Raw genomic sequence first — 15540 nt, 5'->3', positions numbered from 1 at the left:
TTCATATTTTTGTCACAAAACTGACCAATAATGTTCAGCGTGGACATTCACTGACAGAAAACCGCTTATGACTGCAAGGATTTTGATTGTTGAAGATGAGTTGGCCATCCGCGAGATGCTGACTTTTGTGATGGAACAGCACGGTTTCATTACCACGGTTGCCGAAGACTTTGATTCGGCGCTGTCTCAGCTTGCCGAGCCATACCCGGACCTCATCCTGCTCGATTGGATGTTCCCCGGTGGCAGTGGCATCCAGCTGGCCAAGCGTCTCAAGCAGGACGAGTTTACCCGCCAGATCCCGGTAATCATGCTCACCGCCCGTGGCGAAGAAGAAGATAAGGTCAAGGGCCTGGAAGTGGGTGCAGATGATTATATCACCAAGCCATTTTCGCCCAAGGAACTGGTGGCCCGCATTAAGGCGGTACTGCGCCGCGCAGCGCCTACCCGTCTGGAAGAAACCATTGATGTGCAGGGGCTTAGCCTGGATCCGGTCAGCCACCGCGTCACCGCCGGAGATACAGTGCTGGAGATGGGGCCGACCGAGTTCAGGTTGTTGCACTTCTTCATGACCCACCCTGAGCGGGTGTACAGCCGTGAGCAGTTGCTGGACAACGTGTGGGGCACTAACGTGTACGTGGAAGACAGAACCGTGGATGTACACATCCGTCGTCTGCGAAAGGCAGTAGAGCCTTCTGGTCACGATCGTCTTATTCAAACAGTCCGCGGTGCCGGCTACCGTTTTTCCACCCGGGTGTAGTCCGCCATAGGCACAGGAAGCCCTATAGGGTATCTTGTGCTTCCAACGGACCCCTTAGCTGGACATCTTTATGTTCGATTCCTATTCAGGGTATCGCCTGGCCTCCAGGCTGATGATTTACCTGTTAGTTACCCTGGCACTGGGCCTGCTGTTTGGACAGGTGCTGTGGACGCTGCTGATTGGCTGCGTGGTGCTGCTTATCTGGCATTATCGTCAGTTAGGCCGCCTGACCCATTGGCTGTGGCATGACCGCCGCCTCACGCCGCCCCAGGGCAGTGGCAGCTGGGAAGGGATTTTCAACGGCATTTATCGGCTTCAGGGTAAAAATCGTCGCAGGGTTTCTCAATTGGCGGGTTTGCTTGGCCGATTCCGTCAGGGCGCCGAAGCATTGCCCGATGCCGCTGTGGTGCTGGACTCCGACAAGAATATCCTTTGGTGCAATAAGCTGGCACAACTGATGCTCGGGCTAGTGTGGCCCAAGGACAATGGCCAGCGCATCGATAATCTTATCCGCCACCCGGATTTTGCGGCTTACCTGAAAAATCACGATTTTAATGAGCCGTTGGAGCTGCCCTCGCCGGTATCAGATAAGCGTCAGCTTGAGTTGCGGCTGATGAAGTACGGTGACAGGCAGATGCTGCTCATTGCCCGTGACATCACCCGTATTCGCCAGCTGGAAGGGATGCGCAAAGAGTTTGTGGCCAACGTATCCCATGAACTCAAAACCCCGCTCACTGTGCTGCAGGGTTACCTTGAGATGATGCAGAGCATGACTGAGCCTGATGACATCAACGCCAAGCCGTTGGCGCTGATGCAGCAGCAAACCCGGCGGATGCAGTCGATGGTAGAGCAGCTTTTGACCCTGTCGCGCATCGAAGATGCCACCGATGTTGACCTTGAAAACACAGTCAACATGGCGGCGCTGATGGGTAACATTAAAGATGAAGCTGAGGCACTGGCTCAGGGTGAGTACAGCTTGCAGTTTGATATTCAACCGGGGCTGAATGCCCATGGTAATGAGGTGCTGCTGCGCAGCGCCTGTATTAATCTGGTGTCCAACGCCATCCGTTACACTCCGCCGGGGGGCATTATCAAAGTCAGCTGGCGGCTCATTGCCACCGGCGGTCGCTTTCAGGTGGAAGATAATGGTGAGGGAATTGCGCCCCAGCATATTGGTCGGTTGACTGAACGCTTCTACCGGGTCGACAGTGCCCGCTCCCGCGCCACCGGTGGCAGCGGCCTGGGTCTGGCGATTGTAAAGCATGCGCTGGCCCACCATCACACCGAACTGTATGTCAGCAGTCAGCTGGGTAAGGGCAGTATCTTCGGCTTTGTGATCCCTCAGCATCTGCTGGAGCAACAAAACGGTCAATAATGCCATTCCATAAACAAAGAAAGACAGGCAATAGCCTGTCTTTCTTTTTGATAAAAAAGTACTTTTCAAAAATCTGAACTAAAAGTGCCACTGTCATGCAAGTGTCACATCAAGGTCATAGACTTGTCATCGTGGCAGTTGATACTGGCTGCGTCTAAACAAAAATGGTTCAACACTGGAGCAATTATGAAACTGAAACAGCTTGTCGGCGCCATGACCCTGACCGCCGCCGGTTTATTCACCGCTGCCGCCTCGGCTGCACTGGACCCTGCACTGCCTACTTATGAAAAGACCAGTGGCGTGTCTGGTAACCTGTCTTCTGTCGGTTCTGATACCCTGGCCAACATGATGACCCTGTGGGCCGAAGAGTTCAAAACCGTTTACCCCAATGTGAACATCCAAATTCAGGCTGCCGGTTCTTCTACTGCGCCACCAGCCCTGACTGAAGGCACGTCTCAGTTCGGCCCAATGAGCCGCAAGATGAAGCCCAATGAAATCGAAGCTTTCGAAAAGCACTACGGTTACCAGCCAACTGCGATTCGGGTAGCCATCGATGCGCTGGCGGTATTCGTGCACAAGGACAACCCAATCCAGGGGCTGACCATTGAGCAGGTTGATGCCATCTTCTCTTCTACCCATAAGTGCGGCGGCAGCGATGTTCAGCGCTGGGGCGACTTGGGTCTGGATGGTAACTGGGCGGCCAAAGACGTCCAGCTGTACGGCCGCAATTCAGTATCCGGTACCTACGGTTACTTTAAGAAGAACGCCCTTTGTAAAGGCGACTTTAAGGCCAACGTAAACGAGCAGCCCGGCTCTGCTTCTGTGGTGCAGTCTGTGTCTCAGTCACTGAATGCTATCGGTTACTCTGGTATCGGTTACAAGACTGCCGGTGTGAAAGCGGTAGCCCTGGCCAAGAAAGGCGACAGCTTTGTAGATGCCACGGTAGAAAACGCAGCCAATGGTACTTACCCACTGTCTCGTTACCTCTACGTTTATATCAACAAGCACCCGAACAAAGACCTGTCTCCAATGGAACGTGAGTTCGTCCGCTTCATCCTGTCCAAGCAGGGGCAGCAGATTGTTGAGAAAGACGGTTACGTGCCACTGCCAAACAGCGTAACTGCCAAAGATCTGGAAAAAGTGGGTATCCGCCTGTAATTCCAGCTCGCAGAAAAGGCCTCCTTCGGGAGGCTTTTTGCGTTTAGGGGGGGGGAAGATTGAGGTGCAGTGCGTTCGCAAGGCTAAACCCAGACATAAAAAAATGGCTCCCAATGGGAGCCGGAGAAGTGTCTTTCCAATTCAGTTTTAACACTAAGGATGGCTGCGCTAGAAACCATCAAAAAGGAGGATGATGATGAACGATGAAAAACTCGGTTCAATAATTCAGACTCGCCTTTTCGGAGTTAGTTCCCGCTGTTTGCACATTTTTTGCAATTTTTTTCAGCCATAGGGAAAACTCATCATCCATACTGGTTCCCCACTCACGCACCAGTGCCTGATAACGAGGGTAATCGCCCTTGCGGGTAAAGCCCAGCATGGTCTCCAGCTTGTCTCTGTGGTGCTCCATCATAAAACGTACCGCCAGGTAGCCCCAGCGATAGATGCGGTCACTGCCGCCGTTGTGCTCGTAACTGGTGTTGAAAATCTCACTAAGGCGATAGGTCCCCTTGGCAGCATGCTCGGCTGCGGCAATGTTGTTGTCCCCCTGAGCCAGATATTCGGCAAGGCCTTCTGACCACCACACCAGGTGGGGCAGCGCCGGGGCCGGCTTGGGGCAGTATTCGGGGGCACTGTGGGAGTCGTGCAGCGAAGCGCAGAAATCGCCATACAAATTAAAGCGGCCATCCAGATAGTGCACGTATTCGTGGCGCAGGTTCCAGATGGCACCGTTTTTCTGATAGGCCACAAATTCGGCCTGATTGCCGGGGGTGTCCGGCAAGCCTTCCAGATACATGCCGCCGTTATCGCTGGGCACATTGAAGTGTGCGGTCACATAGGTGCGGTAGGCGTCGGCATCGGCGTAGATATTGGCACGCATGGCGGTGTTATTGTCGTGCTTTACCGGGCTGTTGTGGGTGTTGAGCAGTTGATGGAACTTGGCTTCCTGTTGGCTCAGCATCTGGCAGGCGTCTTTAATCTGCGCCTTGGTCAGTGCCTGGGCGCGGATAATCAGGGTAGGGCTGCATTGATGCTGGGTTTTCAGGACGGCATCAACCGGTAACGGGCTGGTGGCAAACGACGGCAACGCCAGCAAGGAGCCGACAAACAAGCTTGGGAGTGAAACGGCAAAGGCGCGCATGATGGAATTTCATTTGTGGATATTGTATGCAAATAATGCCTTGGTGAGATAATTTGTCAATCTTTCACGGTGCTGCCGCTTGGTTGACTAAGTTTGGATAGGCATACTTGGGTAAATTGGCTAATGGGAAACCTTATGCAGCAGTGGGACAATCGGCGGGATTATCATTCCTTTGCCAACACCGATGAGGTGCAGGTTACGCACCTTGCGCTTGATGTGAATATTGATTTTGATACCTGCACTCTGGAGGGGTGTGCCCGGCTGTCGCTGATGTCGCGGGAGCCGCTGGTGAAAAAGCTGATTCTGGATTGCCGTGCGCTGACCATTTTGCAGATAGTCGACAATCAGGGTCACTCGCTCGACTGGGCACTTGGCGAGCAGGATCCGATTCTCGGCCAGCCACTCACCATTGGCATCGACAGCGCAGTGACGGCCGTGACGATTCATTATCGCACCAGTCCCGATGCCCAAGGGCTGCAGTGGCTCGATGGCCCGCAAACCCAAAGCGGCAAGCCGTTTTTGTTTTCTCAATCTCAGCCCATCAATGCCCGCAGCTGGATACCGCTGCAGGATTCGCCGAAGGCCAGAGTCACCTTTGATGCCCGGGTGCAGGCAAACCGTGACTGCCGAGTGGTGATGAGTGCGCTGAATGCACCGGATTTGCCCGATGATGGTGTATTCCGGTTTGTGATGGATAAACCCATGCCAACGCATTTGCTGGCCATAGCCGCCGGCGAGATTGAGCGCATTGAGGTGGGACCGCGCAGTGCCGTGTTTGCCGAGCCTGAAACGGCGAAACTCGCGGCCAAAGAGTTTGATGATATTGAAGCCATGATGCAGATGGCCGAATCGATTCTGGGGCCTTATGCCTGGGGGCGCTATGACATGCTGATTTTGCCGCCCAGTTTTCCTTTCGGCGGCATGGAAAACCCCTGCCTGGCATTTTTGACTCCCACGCTGATAGCCACTGACAAAAGTCTGGTCTCCACCGTGGCCCATGAACTGGCGCACTCCTGGACAGGTAATCTGGTCAGTAACGCGACCTGGCGCGACTTGTGGCTCAACGAGGGCTTTACCACCTACTTTACCAATCGGATTGTGGAAGCCGTGTATGGCAAGGAGCAGGCTGAGCTTGAGCTGATGATTGAGTATGGCCGTTTGCAGGAAGAGATGACAGGTATGCCCAGTGCGCGCCAGACCTTACCTGCCAATCTGCAAACAGACGATCCCAATGCCGCCTTTAACCGCTTTACCTACGATAAGGCATCGATGTTTGTGCACTTCCTTGAGGTACGGCTGGGCCGGCAGGATTTCGATGCCTTCCTGCGCCGCTATATAGAAAAATATGCCTTTGTCGCTATCACCACTGAGGATTTTGTCGAGTATGCCAGCCAAACTCTGCTGCAAGACCATGCCGATAAGCTAACCGAGGCTGAGCTGCTGGAGTGGATTTACGCAGAAGGCCTGCCAGATATGTTCACAGCGCCAACGTCAACCAGCCTGAATAAAGTTGATTGTGCCCTTGAGCGCTGGCGCGGCGGCGCTGCCCTGACCAGGAATGACACTCAGACATGGCGGGTACAGCATTGGCAGTATTTTCTTGCGGGGTTGCCGGAGCACCTTCCTCAGGCACGATTACTGGAGCTTGATGACGTTTTTGACCTTGGCAATTCAGCCAATGCTGAAATTGCTTGTGACTGGCTCAGAGTCGCTATTCGTAACCATTTCGATCCGGCGCTGGGACAAGTGGAAACCTTTTTGTGTCGCATTGGCCGGGCCAAGTTTGTCAGGCCGCTATTTGCCGAGCTGCAAGTCGCAGGGTATCAGAATGAACTGGGGGCGATTTACCGACGGGCCCGTGAGACTTATCACCCGTCACTCAGGGTGCAATTGGACAAGCTGTTAAAGACTAACTGAGAGTAAAAAAAGAGGGCAACCATGAGGTTGCCCGAAATGTTCAAGTCAGTAAGCTTGCCATATGCGCCAGCAAAACAAGCTGATGCTGAAAGGGAGAATGATGATGAACGTTACCCATGCAGCTGCCGGCTAAGCCGGCTGCAAAAATTCAGTTCACAGTATCTGACCCGTGCTTATTTAAGAAGTTCAGCCAAAGGGCAAAAATATTCTAAATTTTTTTATTTTTTCAAAAAAAGCGAAAACGGGGCATAAAAAAAGGCAACCTGGGGGAGGTTGCCCTGCGATCCTTCAGTGGACCAAGGGGACTGCGCTAGAAGTCCCAGGGAGAATGATGAACACGAAAACCCATTTCAATGTTCACTATGTTTGAGCTCCCCGTGCGGTAAAAAGTTCCACCGAAACCGATAAAAAAATCAAAAAATTTTATCCATATGAATTCAAATGGATTTTAATTTGTCTTTTCTGCCAGCAGGGCTTCAATATCTTTTTCAAGCTTGGCGGGATCTGTGGTTGGGGCAAATCTGTCCCGCACCTTGCCATCACGGCCAATCAAGAATTTGGTGAAGTTCCACTTAATGGATTGGCTGCCAAGCATGCCCGGTGCTGCTTTTTTCAGATGCACAAACAGTGGATGGGTCTTATCACCGTTCACGTCGATTTTGGAAAACAGCGGGAAACTCACGCCGAAATTCAATTCACAGAACTGGGCAATTTCTGCCTCACTGCCTTGCTCCTGGGCACCGAACTGGTTGCAGGGGAAACCGAGAATTTCCAGCCCTTGGGACTGATACTTGCGATAAAGATTTTCAAGCGCTTGATACTGAGGGGTAAAACCACATTTGCTCGCGGTGTTCACAATCAGGAGCACCTTGCCACGGTAGTCGTTCAGGGTGCGACTGTCACCGGCAATGCCGGTCAGAGAAATATCGTAAATCTGGCTCATGGTGTGTGTCCGTTTAAATAATCATCGATGTCATTGTAGCGCTATCTATGCTTGCGTGCAAACAAATTGTGCGCAATATAATTGCTCGGTTGCGATCACCTTTGAATCCCAATATAGTCAGCCACAAGATGTAACGGATGGACAACGCCTTGACTGAACAAATCCCCGAGCAAGAACCCAACCTGGCCCCACAAAATGAAGTGGGGCAAGTTGTTCAGCAACTGACAGGTGCCTTTGGCGAGGCGCAGGCCGAGGTGTTTTCGGAAATTCTGGAAGAGGTTGAGCCCGGCACAGTGGCGGTATTGCTGGAAGCATTGCCGTTGGAAGCACGTTACGAGCGCTGGCAGCAGATTGAGTTTGGCGACAGGGTTGAAGTGCTTAGCCTGATGCGCGCCGATCCTCGTATGGGCATTTTGAAACGCATGCCCGACGAAGAAATCGACATGCTGTTTGCCCAGCTAAGCCCTGAAGATCTTATCGAGTGGAGTGACTATCTCCCCGAAAGCTTCACTGACCGTGCGCTGGCTCAGATGGGTGAGCGTCAGCGTCAACACTTCGAGCTTTATAATCAATATTCTGAAAATGAAATTGGTCGTTATGCCGACCACCAGATGCTGGTGTTGTCTACCAAGGCTACCGTTGGGCAGGCCCAGCGCTTCTTTCGCCGGATTGAACTTGACTGTAACGATTCGCTGTTTTTGGTTGATGAACAAGAGTTGTACCGTGGTGCAGTAAGTCGCTATGACGTGTTTCGCTCAAGCCCGGATGCGCCATTGTTAAGTTTGTTGGATGAAGACAGCCGTGCCATCAGTGCCGATGCGTCCTTGATGGATGCGGCGGAGCTGCTCGAGCACAGCCGTGAAGTGGAACTGCCTGTAGTGGATGAAGAAGGGGGCCTTATCGGCCGCGTTACCCTGAGACAGGCCACTGAGTTGGTGCGTGAGCACTATGAATCCCAGTTGATGGCGTCCGCCGGTATGGGCGAAACCGATGACTTGTTCGCCCCCATAGTGACAGGTGCCCGCCGCCGCGCGGTCTGGTTGGGTATTAACCTGCTGACGGCATTTCTGGCATCGGCCACCATAGGCCTGTTTGAGAGTGTGTTGTCACAGGTGGTTGCTTTGGCGGTGCTGATGCCGATTGTCGCTTCCATGGGCGGTATCGCTGGCAGTCAGTCTTTGACACTGATGATCCGCGGCATGGCCATGGGGCAGATTTCAGCCGGTAACCTCTGGTCACTGATGAAGAACGAGCTTGGTATCGGAGCCCTCAATGGCGTGCTCTGGGCCATTGTCATCGGTTTGGTATCGGCCTGGTGGTTTAACGATCAGATTATTGGTATCGCTATTGGCTGTGCCATTTTGGTGAATATGCTGGTGGCGGCTGGGGCTGGGGTGATTATCCCGATGATATTGCAAAAAATGGAACAGGATCCGGCGCTGTCCGGTTCGGTTATTCTGACCACAGTGACTGACGTAGTGGGCTTTTTCAGCTTCCTCGGTCTGGCCAGTATTCTGTTCCTGTGATCGCTCCAGTTCGATGAACGGCCAATATCTATGACTCATCCCGCACACAGTCTGCAACTAAGGCCTGCCTCGACCACTACCGATTTTTCTGCCGCGGCTGCGCTGATTGACAGTCGCGACGACAATCACCATCCGCTGGATCATGGGGCACTCAGGCAAGCGCGGCTGCTGATGCTGGCCTGGGACGGCGATGTGCTGGCGGGCTGCGGTGCTGTCAAAGCGGGCGTTGGTGAAGTGGCAGAGCTTGGTTACCTTGTGGTTGCCAAGGCCTATCGGCGCAGGGGGATAGCAGCGTTACTGACCCAGGCGCGCATTCAATGGGCGCGGCAAGCTGGCATTAAGCTTTTATGGGCCACGGTCAGGGCAGAAAACAGTGCCAGCCGCGACAATCTGCTTAAGGCCGGCTGGCAGTTTTTTGGTGACTATCTCAGCATTCGTGGTACCGGAAACACCATAGGTTGGTATGTGATGCTCCTCGCCGATGATCTGGACATCAGCGCTTTGATGGCCCCTGTGATTGGCGCGAGACTTCCCGTGCCCGCCAGGCCCTGAATGTACTCTTAAGTTCCGGATACACTGGCAGCACCGCTGACCACAGCACTATGATAGTGCCGGCGACACTCAGGAAATTGGGCGATTCCCCCAGAAACCACAGACCGAAAAGAGTGGCAAATACCAAACCTGTGTACTCAGCCGGAGCCAGTTGGCTGGCATCGGCCTTACGGTACGCATGTATCACAAGCCAGGTCATGGCAAGGTAGAACAGTGCCAGCGAAAGCCCTACGGCGCCCACGTCCAGAGCCAGTGGCGCGCCTTCGATGGCGGCGGCAGGCAGAAGGAAAACCATGGCGAAGGCGTTGGACCAAAACAGCGTGCTGAAAGGGTGCTCCGCCGTAGCATAGCGTTTTAAAATTAAACTGTTGCTTGCACTTATCAGAGCGCCAAGGACTGCCAGTAGCAGATAAGGGTTAAATCCTGAAGGCTGACTAATCATCAGAATGCCAACAAAGCCAACAGTTGCGGCGACAGAGCGGCGGTAGCCTATTGACTCTCGCAGAAACAATGCTGACATCAACAACAGCATGAGAGGTGCAAGATAGAGCACGGCGGTTACAGAGGCTAACGGCAAGTTCAGAATGGCGATAAAAAATACCCCATTGCCCAAGCCAATCAGCAGCGCCCGTATCATGTGTACCTTGTATAAAGGACTCAGTTTAAGGTTGCCCTGCAATTTCAATACAAAAGGCATCACCAACAGAGTGGCAAATAACTGTCGATACAGCACCAGCTGAAATACCCCGATATTCTGGTCGAGAAGTTTAATCAGCAGATTACCTGTAGCAATCAGTAACTGGGCCAGCAAAATCAGATAAATGGGGTGCATTGAGTGGAAAATGACCAAAACGGGTGGCAACGGCATAAAATAACACCCATTAAACGGTGCGTCTTGCGGAAAATAACTGGCTACAATTGAAAAAAGGGAGATGTAGCAATAAAGTTGCCAGATGTCCGAAACATTGTCGACAGGGAAGCAGGGCAAAACGGGGGCAAAAAAGGGTAATCGCAATCCATTACCGCGGCCGATTGCCCTTCGGTCAGAGCAGCAATAAACAACAATAATCAATTATGGCTCGGATATTTATACTGTATTTAGTCTTTTTCCTTCCCTTTCTGTGGTCCTCTGGGGCCACGGCCAGTGTTGCCTTGGATGATCCCTACCAGTTTGTGGTTACTGATGACCAGGCAATGCCCACCTCCTTCGATGACATGCCAGCCTGGCTCAATCACCATCAGGATGTTAAGCGTCTGCCGCTCAGTGGGGGCAGTTTTTGGCTGGTGGTGCCCTTTATGGTGAATGAAAACCGCAGCGACTGGGTGGTAAACCTGCATAACTCCATTGCCGAGCGTGTCGAGTATCTGGTGCTTGGCCGTGATGGCAGTCGTCAGATGGCGAACAGTGGCTATTACTCTCCTCATCAGTATCTGTTTGATTATGGTAGGGATATGAACCTGCGCTTTGGCGTAGAGTATTGGCTGGTCGTGCGGGTCGAATCGCGCTATTTCTCATCCATTCCCAAGCTTGAAATCAATCCTGCTACCGAGCACAAGCAGCTTACCGATGGGCTGGCTGTGGCTGTGGTGTTGTGCCTGGGTGGGCTGCTGTTTATTGCGTTTTATAATCTGCTGATTTTTGCCTCCACCGATGATAGAGCCTTCCTCTATTACGGGCTGTATGTGATTACCTATTTGCTGGGGTGGGCGTTTACTTTTCATCTTCCAGCGCAGCTTTTGGATATTCATCTGCTTGAGCTGCACCATGTGTTTTTTATCGGTCTGCCGATATTTAACATTCTGTTCTATAAGCATTTCCTTCAGCTTCCAAGCTATTCGCCCAAACTGTGGCGTCTGAGCAAATACCTGCTGTGGGCCTGTGTGCTGGCGCTACCAACCAGCTGGTTGCTGTTGTCCTATACCGCCGTTATCGCTTCTGTGCTGATTGGTGCCTGGATAGTACTGGCGATTGTGGCGGGTAATGTGTGTCTGATGAAGGGCTTCGCTCCGGCCAAGTACTTCATCATGGCGTTTAGTTGTTTGCTGCTGCCAGCGCTGCTTATTCTGCCCGGAAATATGGGCATTACTTCGGATGTGATTGAATATGCTGAGTTTGCCACCCTGGCTGGCGGCACCGCTGATGCGCTGTTGCTGTCGCTGGCGCTTGCCAACAAGCTCAAGCTGCTGTCGGAGGAGCGAAAATCCTACATTGAGGAACTCAGTGAAGCCTGGGAAAAGGCGCGGATAGACAGCCTGACCCAAATTGGCAACCGATATGCGTTCGATGAATATATGCAAACCTGGCCTGCCTTTGGTGAGGCAGTAAAAGAGCCCTCGGCGCTGCTGCTGTTGGACGTTGATGGCCTCAAACAGGTGAATGACTTACAGGGCCATCAGGCCGGGGATGAGCTGCTGCGCACTTTGGTTGAAGCGCTTAAGCGTTTATCCTTTCCAAAGCTGCGCATGTACCGTTTGGGGGGAGATGAGTTTGCCCTGATTGTGGATGAGCCGCATTTGAATGTGGTTATTGATGAACTGGCCAAGGTGGATGACTTTTTCAGGAAAAGAGGGTTTGAGGGCGCTGGACTGAGTTTCGGCTATGCCCTCGACAGTCAGGTTGAGAAATCCCACGAGTGGCTGCGCGCCGCTGATACTCTTATGTATAGCAACAAGGCTGAACGCCGTCGTGAATTGGTATCTGATACCCTGGCAACGGACAGCCAGTGAACCGAACCGGTGAGCCCCGGATTAGCCCATCACCTTGTTCAGCATTTTTTAAGCATTTCCTTTTTCATTGAATGCAAAAAGCGGCATTACGCCGCTTTTTTGTTTTGACGATATGTAATCAGAAATCTTTCTCGCCGCGGATCAGCTCAGGATAGCCACAAATCGCCTTTGAGGTATGCATGCCTGCCATGGTGGCTGCCTCAACACAGCCTGCATTCAAACCGGTTTTAATCCAGTCACCGGTGACATAAAGGTTAGCGATGCCGGTGCCATCTGTGGTGATGCGATAGGCGGAGCTGCCTTTTACGGACAGCACATAGCGCTCGGTGGGTGACACATTGGCGCGCCAGTATTGGCTGTTGAAACGTGCTTCACCACTGGCGCCGGATGTATCGTGCAGCCACTCCCAGGGGAAGCTGTCTCCCACTTCGGTCCAGAGTTTGCCAATTTCATGTTGCAGCTGTCCCATGGCGCCTTGCCTGGCAATGGCATCCATCTCGGTTTGAAAACCGCTGCTGCCGGGCGCCGGGTAGTTCGCCACAGGCAAGGCCGAGCAGAAATAGCTGGCGTTTTTAGGCTCATGGGCGCCCCAGTCTTCTTTATCGAGCAGCTGATCCATGCTGGCCCAGGTGTCGTAAGGCTCTGAAAAACCCGACAGTACAGGCTCCTCACCGCTTTGTGGCCGCTCTGGCCAGCCAATTTGGGCAAGGTCTTTGTCCATCCACAGCTGATAAGCCTGAGTGGCGACGGTTTTCACTTTCTCTACACAGGTGGCCAGCGGCTGGCTGTGAGCCATCACCTCGGCGGCAACATGGGGCACGGCGCCGATGGACAGGCCAAAAATGACCTTATCGAAGTCTTCCCCAAGCTTGAGGGTTTTACGTGGCAACGGCTTACCGAACTTGGCCTGATACAGACTGATCCAATCGTTCCAGAAGTGCTCCAGATTGACGTTATGTTGCTTAAGCAGTGCTGCCTCTTCGTCATCGATAAACTCATACCTTGGCATGCTGGGCCAGCAATCCAGGCCCTTGATCTCTAGCAATGGCTGGTATTCTGCTTTGAGTTTTACCTGCTCTATGATCTCGATAGCGGTGACGGCCTTACCATCGCAGTGGAGTTTATCTACCTGATTGAAAAAGTGGAAATTCACCCCGCGTCGTTTCAGCACCTCGTAGTAGGGGGTAAATACGGTATCGCCCATACCCGCCTGCATCTTCCACATCACGCCTCCCTGATAGCACAGCGCAATGCGCAGCATGGAGCGGATGATGGTACCGGCTTCCACGTTGGGCTTGTCAAAGTTGCCATCTTCATAGGCAAACACCAGATCGTAAAAGCCCCGAACCGGCGCGCTGTCGACCGTGTAGCGCTCGTTGGCACCATGGCGGCGCAGCCACTCGCGATAGTCCCACTCGTTAATGGCATCAAAGCCGTGCTTGAACACCCCATCGGCAAACATGCCTTTTAGAATGGTAAGCCCCAGGTCCACGCCAATATAAAGATGGCGCAGGGCGTGGTTGTTATCGAGGCGGTGGGCAAAGCGTCGCTCAAGGCGGCCATGCAGCCGGGCTACGGCGGCTTCAATCAGGCTGTCTTCCTCGGGATGTGCACCATGCTCACATTCCCGGCCAATCAGGGCATCAAAGCGGCATTCCAGCCGTTCCCCCAGTGCTTCCAGACTGTCCATGGCATCTTCCACCGATTCCTCAAGATGCTCTTTGAGGCGCTCAAACCAGCCCGGCTCGAACCAGTCTCTGGGGCTGTCGGCACTGTCGTCGATAAGCTCGTCCATGTCTTTGAGCCATTCCACTACCCAGAAGAATACTGCTTTCATCAGCTTCCACAGGGTGAGGGTCTCAGTGCTGTCGCCGGGGACGCCGGGCATCAAAGGGAACTCGATGGGCCAGTTGACCCGCTCGCCGTTAATCTCTTCTGAGAGCACTATAAAGCTGTGGGGCTTGAAGGCATCTTCAAAACGGGCCAGCGGGCTGCCAGCCGGGCGGCCGAGTTCTTGGTAAGCTTCACGCATCAGCTTGCAGGCATTTTGATAAAAGCCAAACCAGATATGCAGGCCGTGCTCTTCGATGCGCTCGCCCATGTCAGGATTGCGGCCGCTGGCGCCCTTCCCACCGATGCGCCAGCCCAGTTGATACACATCTATCTGGTAACGGTTTTGCCAACCGGGCTGAGATGTGAGGCACATGGCGGCGGTCATGGCCGAGACGCCGCCTCCCAGAATGGCGATTTTTTCTTTTTTCACCACGCTGTTATCCACCAGCACTTCGCCCGGCGGCACTTCAAAATCAAAATTCACATGGTAGGGCAGCAGCACATGTTGCTCGCCGGACGTGACTCCCAGAGCCTCTTCAAAGGGGAAGCTGGCGTTATCAAACACTTGGGCTACCCAGTCGTTTTCAAGCAGCGCCAGACGGTGAACTTTATTCACCTTGGATGGGGCACTAATAATAGCCTGATACACGGCGTCGATACCGGCGCTGTCTGGCAGCTGCTTGAGGAATACCTGACTGACGGCAGGTTTAAACAGCATCTCAAATATCTGCTCTTCCCCCAGCTCGTTAAGTTCTGGCAAAAAGTCGGTTTGGTCTTTAAACAGCTGCCAGGTGCGGGCGATAGCGTCTACTGTGGACAGCTGCTCTTCTTCCCGCGCGTCGCAGTTAATCTTCAGCAGCGGGTGCAGCGCCAGCTCCTCATCGGGGCTGAAGCGTTTAAAGCTTTTGGCCGACAAGCTGAGTTCGGTCAGTGGCTCGCCGGGGTTTGGCATGCTGTATTCACACAGGTATTTGGGGTAGCCAAACAGTTCGCGACCATTGATAAGCGCCATGGCATCGTCGACCCAGATAAACAGCGGCAGAAAATGAATGGCGCTGAATTTACCGTTGGCGCCTTTGTTTTCCTGACCCACCATTACCCAGGTAATGATGTCGGTTTCTTTAATCCAGCCCTTGTAGCGGTCAACCTCTGCCGCCGAATAGGCCTTTTGAATGCGGGTAAAGGTGGTGAGTACGTAGGGGGAGAGCACTTTGAACTGCATGGCATTGCCAGCGGCCTGATTCAGTACCTTATCAACGCTCTGCTGCAGGTTTTTGCGTTTGCCCTTTAAAAAGCAGCCATACATATCGGCGTTGGTAAGCACCAGTGGTGAGTGCATCAGCATGCTGCCGGGGCCATAAATAAAGGGGGGGCGAAGTGTTTCCATGGTGTCATCCTTTGCGAGGCTGGTGAGTTCCATGCCGAATTGGCTAAATCACAGCGTAGTAACAGACGCGCCGACAGGTAAAGCATTTTTACATAAAGATGATAATTCCATTCTGACTTGCGGGTAGGGAAACGAAAAAGGCAAGCCAAAAGGCTTGCCTTAAAAAATCAGTGAGGGAGCAACTGCGCTTTATCGGTCGTTATTGACCGGTTCAGGCTCTCTGG

The 15540-nt window shown here is 53.1% G+C and carries 12 protein-coding genes; 8 read left to right on the top strand and 4 right to left on the bottom strand.

All coding sequences use genetic code 11. The features are described from left to right. Positions 1-67: 67 nt before the first annotated feature. From phoB to ABYK60_RS13165, 3 genes are all read left to right on the top strand, one after another. Positions 68-757: a phosphate regulon transcriptional regulator PhoB gene (gene phoB, locus ABYK60_RS13175; RefSeq protein ID WP_372872485.1), complete on the top strand. Its 690-nt coding sequence runs from the start codon at positions 68-70 to the stop codon at positions 755-757. Positions 758-827: 70 nt separating this feature from the next. Beyond that, the gene (gene phoR, locus ABYK60_RS13170) at positions 828-2132 is read left to right on the top strand and encodes a phosphate regulon sensor histidine kinase PhoR (RefSeq protein ID WP_372872484.1); all 1305 of its coding nucleotides are present in this window, start codon (positions 828-830) and stop codon (positions 2130-2132) included. Positions 2133-2318: 186 nt separating this feature from the next. Next, the gene (locus ABYK60_RS13165; protein ID WP_372872483.1) at positions 2319-3290 is read left to right on the top strand and encodes a PstS family phosphate ABC transporter substrate-binding protein; all 972 of its coding nucleotides are present in this window, start codon (positions 2319-2321) and stop codon (positions 3288-3290) included. A gap of 217 nt (positions 3291-3507) precedes the next feature. Here the strand turns inward: ABYK60_RS13165 and ABYK60_RS13160 are convergent, their stop codons facing one another. Continuing rightward, the gene (locus tag ABYK60_RS13160) at positions 3508-4431 is read right to left on the bottom strand and encodes a collagenase (RefSeq protein WP_372872482.1); all 924 of its coding nucleotides are present in this window, start codon (positions 4429-4431) and stop codon (positions 3508-3510) included. A gap of 135 nt (positions 4432-4566) precedes the next feature. Between ABYK60_RS13160 and ABYK60_RS13155 the strand changes: the two genes are divergently transcribed. After that, positions 4567-6348, top strand: coding sequence for a M1 family metallopeptidase (locus ABYK60_RS13155; protein WP_372872481.1), 1782 nt, complete (start codon positions 4567-4569; stop codon positions 6346-6348). 36 nt (positions 6349-6384) lie between these two features. After that, on the top strand, positions 6385-6600 hold the full coding sequence (locus ABYK60_RS13150) for a hypothetical protein (protein WP_372872480.1): 216 nt from the start codon (positions 6385-6387) through the stop codon (positions 6598-6600). Positions 6601-6796: 196 nt separating this feature from the next. Here the strand turns inward: ABYK60_RS13150 and ABYK60_RS13145 are convergent, their stop codons facing one another. Next, positions 6797-7291 (bottom strand): glutathione peroxidase, encoded by a 495-nt coding sequence (locus ABYK60_RS13145; RefSeq protein ID WP_372872479.1) that lies wholly within the window; start codon positions 7289-7291, stop codon positions 6797-6799. A gap of 137 nt (positions 7292-7428) precedes the next feature. Between ABYK60_RS13145 and ABYK60_RS13140 the strand changes: the two genes are divergently transcribed. Both ABYK60_RS13140 and ABYK60_RS13135 read left to right on the top strand, forming a co-directional pair. After that, positions 7429-8817, top strand: coding sequence for a magnesium transporter (locus tag ABYK60_RS13140; RefSeq protein WP_372872478.1), 1389 nt, complete (start codon positions 7429-7431; stop codon positions 8815-8817). 30 nt (positions 8818-8847) lie between these two features. Next, positions 8848-9369, top strand: a complete 522-nt coding sequence (locus tag ABYK60_RS13135; RefSeq protein WP_372872477.1) for a GNAT family N-acetyltransferase — start codon at positions 8848-8850, stop codon at positions 9367-9369. Here ABYK60_RS13135 and ABYK60_RS13130 read toward each other — a convergent pair. Further along, on the bottom strand, positions 9311-10201 hold the full coding sequence (locus ABYK60_RS13130; protein WP_372872487.1) for a DMT family transporter: 891 nt from the start codon (positions 10199-10201) through the stop codon (positions 9311-9313). The two genes, ABYK60_RS13135 and ABYK60_RS13130, sit on opposite strands and share 59 nt — an antisense overlap. 242 nt (positions 10202-10443) lie before the next feature. Between ABYK60_RS13130 and ABYK60_RS13125 the strand changes: the two genes are divergently transcribed. After that, complete coding sequence (locus tag ABYK60_RS13125) at positions 10444-12096, top strand: diguanylate cyclase (RefSeq protein WP_372872476.1); 1653 nt, start codon at positions 10444-10446, stop codon at positions 12094-12096. A 118-nt stretch (positions 12097-12214) separates the two neighbouring features. Here ABYK60_RS13125 and ABYK60_RS13120 read toward each other — a convergent pair whose 3' ends face one another. Further along, a complete protein-coding gene (locus ABYK60_RS13120; RefSeq protein WP_372872475.1) occupies positions 12215-15316 on the bottom strand; it encodes an acetoacetate decarboxylase family protein in 3102 nt (1033 codons plus the stop codon). Positions 15317-15540 lie beyond the last annotated feature (224 nt).

This window comes from Shewanella sp. (assembly GCF_041630135.1).
GTDB lineage: Bacteria > Pseudomonadota > Gammaproteobacteria > Enterobacterales > Shewanellaceae > Shewanella.
Note: the sequence above shows the minus strand (reverse complement) of the source record. Positions and strands in the feature narration are given on the sequence as shown.

Coding starts and splice junctions, on each gene's coding strand:
- ABYK60_RS13150 (WP_372872480.1), top strand. CDS start 6,385: ATGTTCAAGTCAGTAAGCTTGCCATATGCGCCAGCAAAACAAGCTGAT.
- ABYK60_RS13120 (WP_372872475.1), bottom strand. CDS start 15,316: ATGGAAACACTTCGCCCCCCCTTTATTTATGGCCCCGGCAGCATGCTG.
- ABYK60_RS13155 (WP_372872481.1), top strand. CDS start 4,567: ATGCAGCAGTGGGACAATCGGCGGGATTATCATTCCTTTGCCAACACC.
- ABYK60_RS13125 (WP_372872476.1), top strand. CDS start 10,444: ATGGCTCGGATATTTATACTGTATTTAGTCTTTTTCCTTCCCTTTCTG.
- ABYK60_RS13145 (WP_372872479.1), bottom strand. CDS start 7,291: ATGAGCCAGATTTACGATATTTCTCTGACCGGCATTGCCGGTGACAGT.
- phoB (WP_372872485.1), top strand. CDS start 68: ATGACTGCAAGGATTTTGATTGTTGAAGATGAGTTGGCCATCCGCGAG.
- ABYK60_RS13130 (WP_372872487.1), bottom strand. CDS start 10,201: ATGCACCCCATTTATCTGATTTTGCTGGCCCAGTTACTGATTGCTACA.
- ABYK60_RS13135 (WP_372872477.1), top strand. CDS start 8,848: ATGACTCATCCCGCACACAGTCTGCAACTAAGGCCTGCCTCGACCACT.
- ABYK60_RS13165 (WP_372872483.1), top strand. CDS start 2,319: ATGAAACTGAAACAGCTTGTCGGCGCCATGACCCTGACCGCCGCCGGT.
- ABYK60_RS13140 (WP_372872478.1), top strand. CDS start 7,429: ATGGACAACGCCTTGACTGAACAAATCCCCGAGCAAGAACCCAACCTG.
- phoR (WP_372872484.1), top strand. CDS start 828: ATGTTCGATTCCTATTCAGGGTATCGCCTGGCCTCCAGGCTGATGATT.
- ABYK60_RS13160 (WP_372872482.1), bottom strand. CDS start 4,431: ATGCGCGCCTTTGCCGTTTCACTCCCAAGCTTGTTTGTCGGCTCCTTG.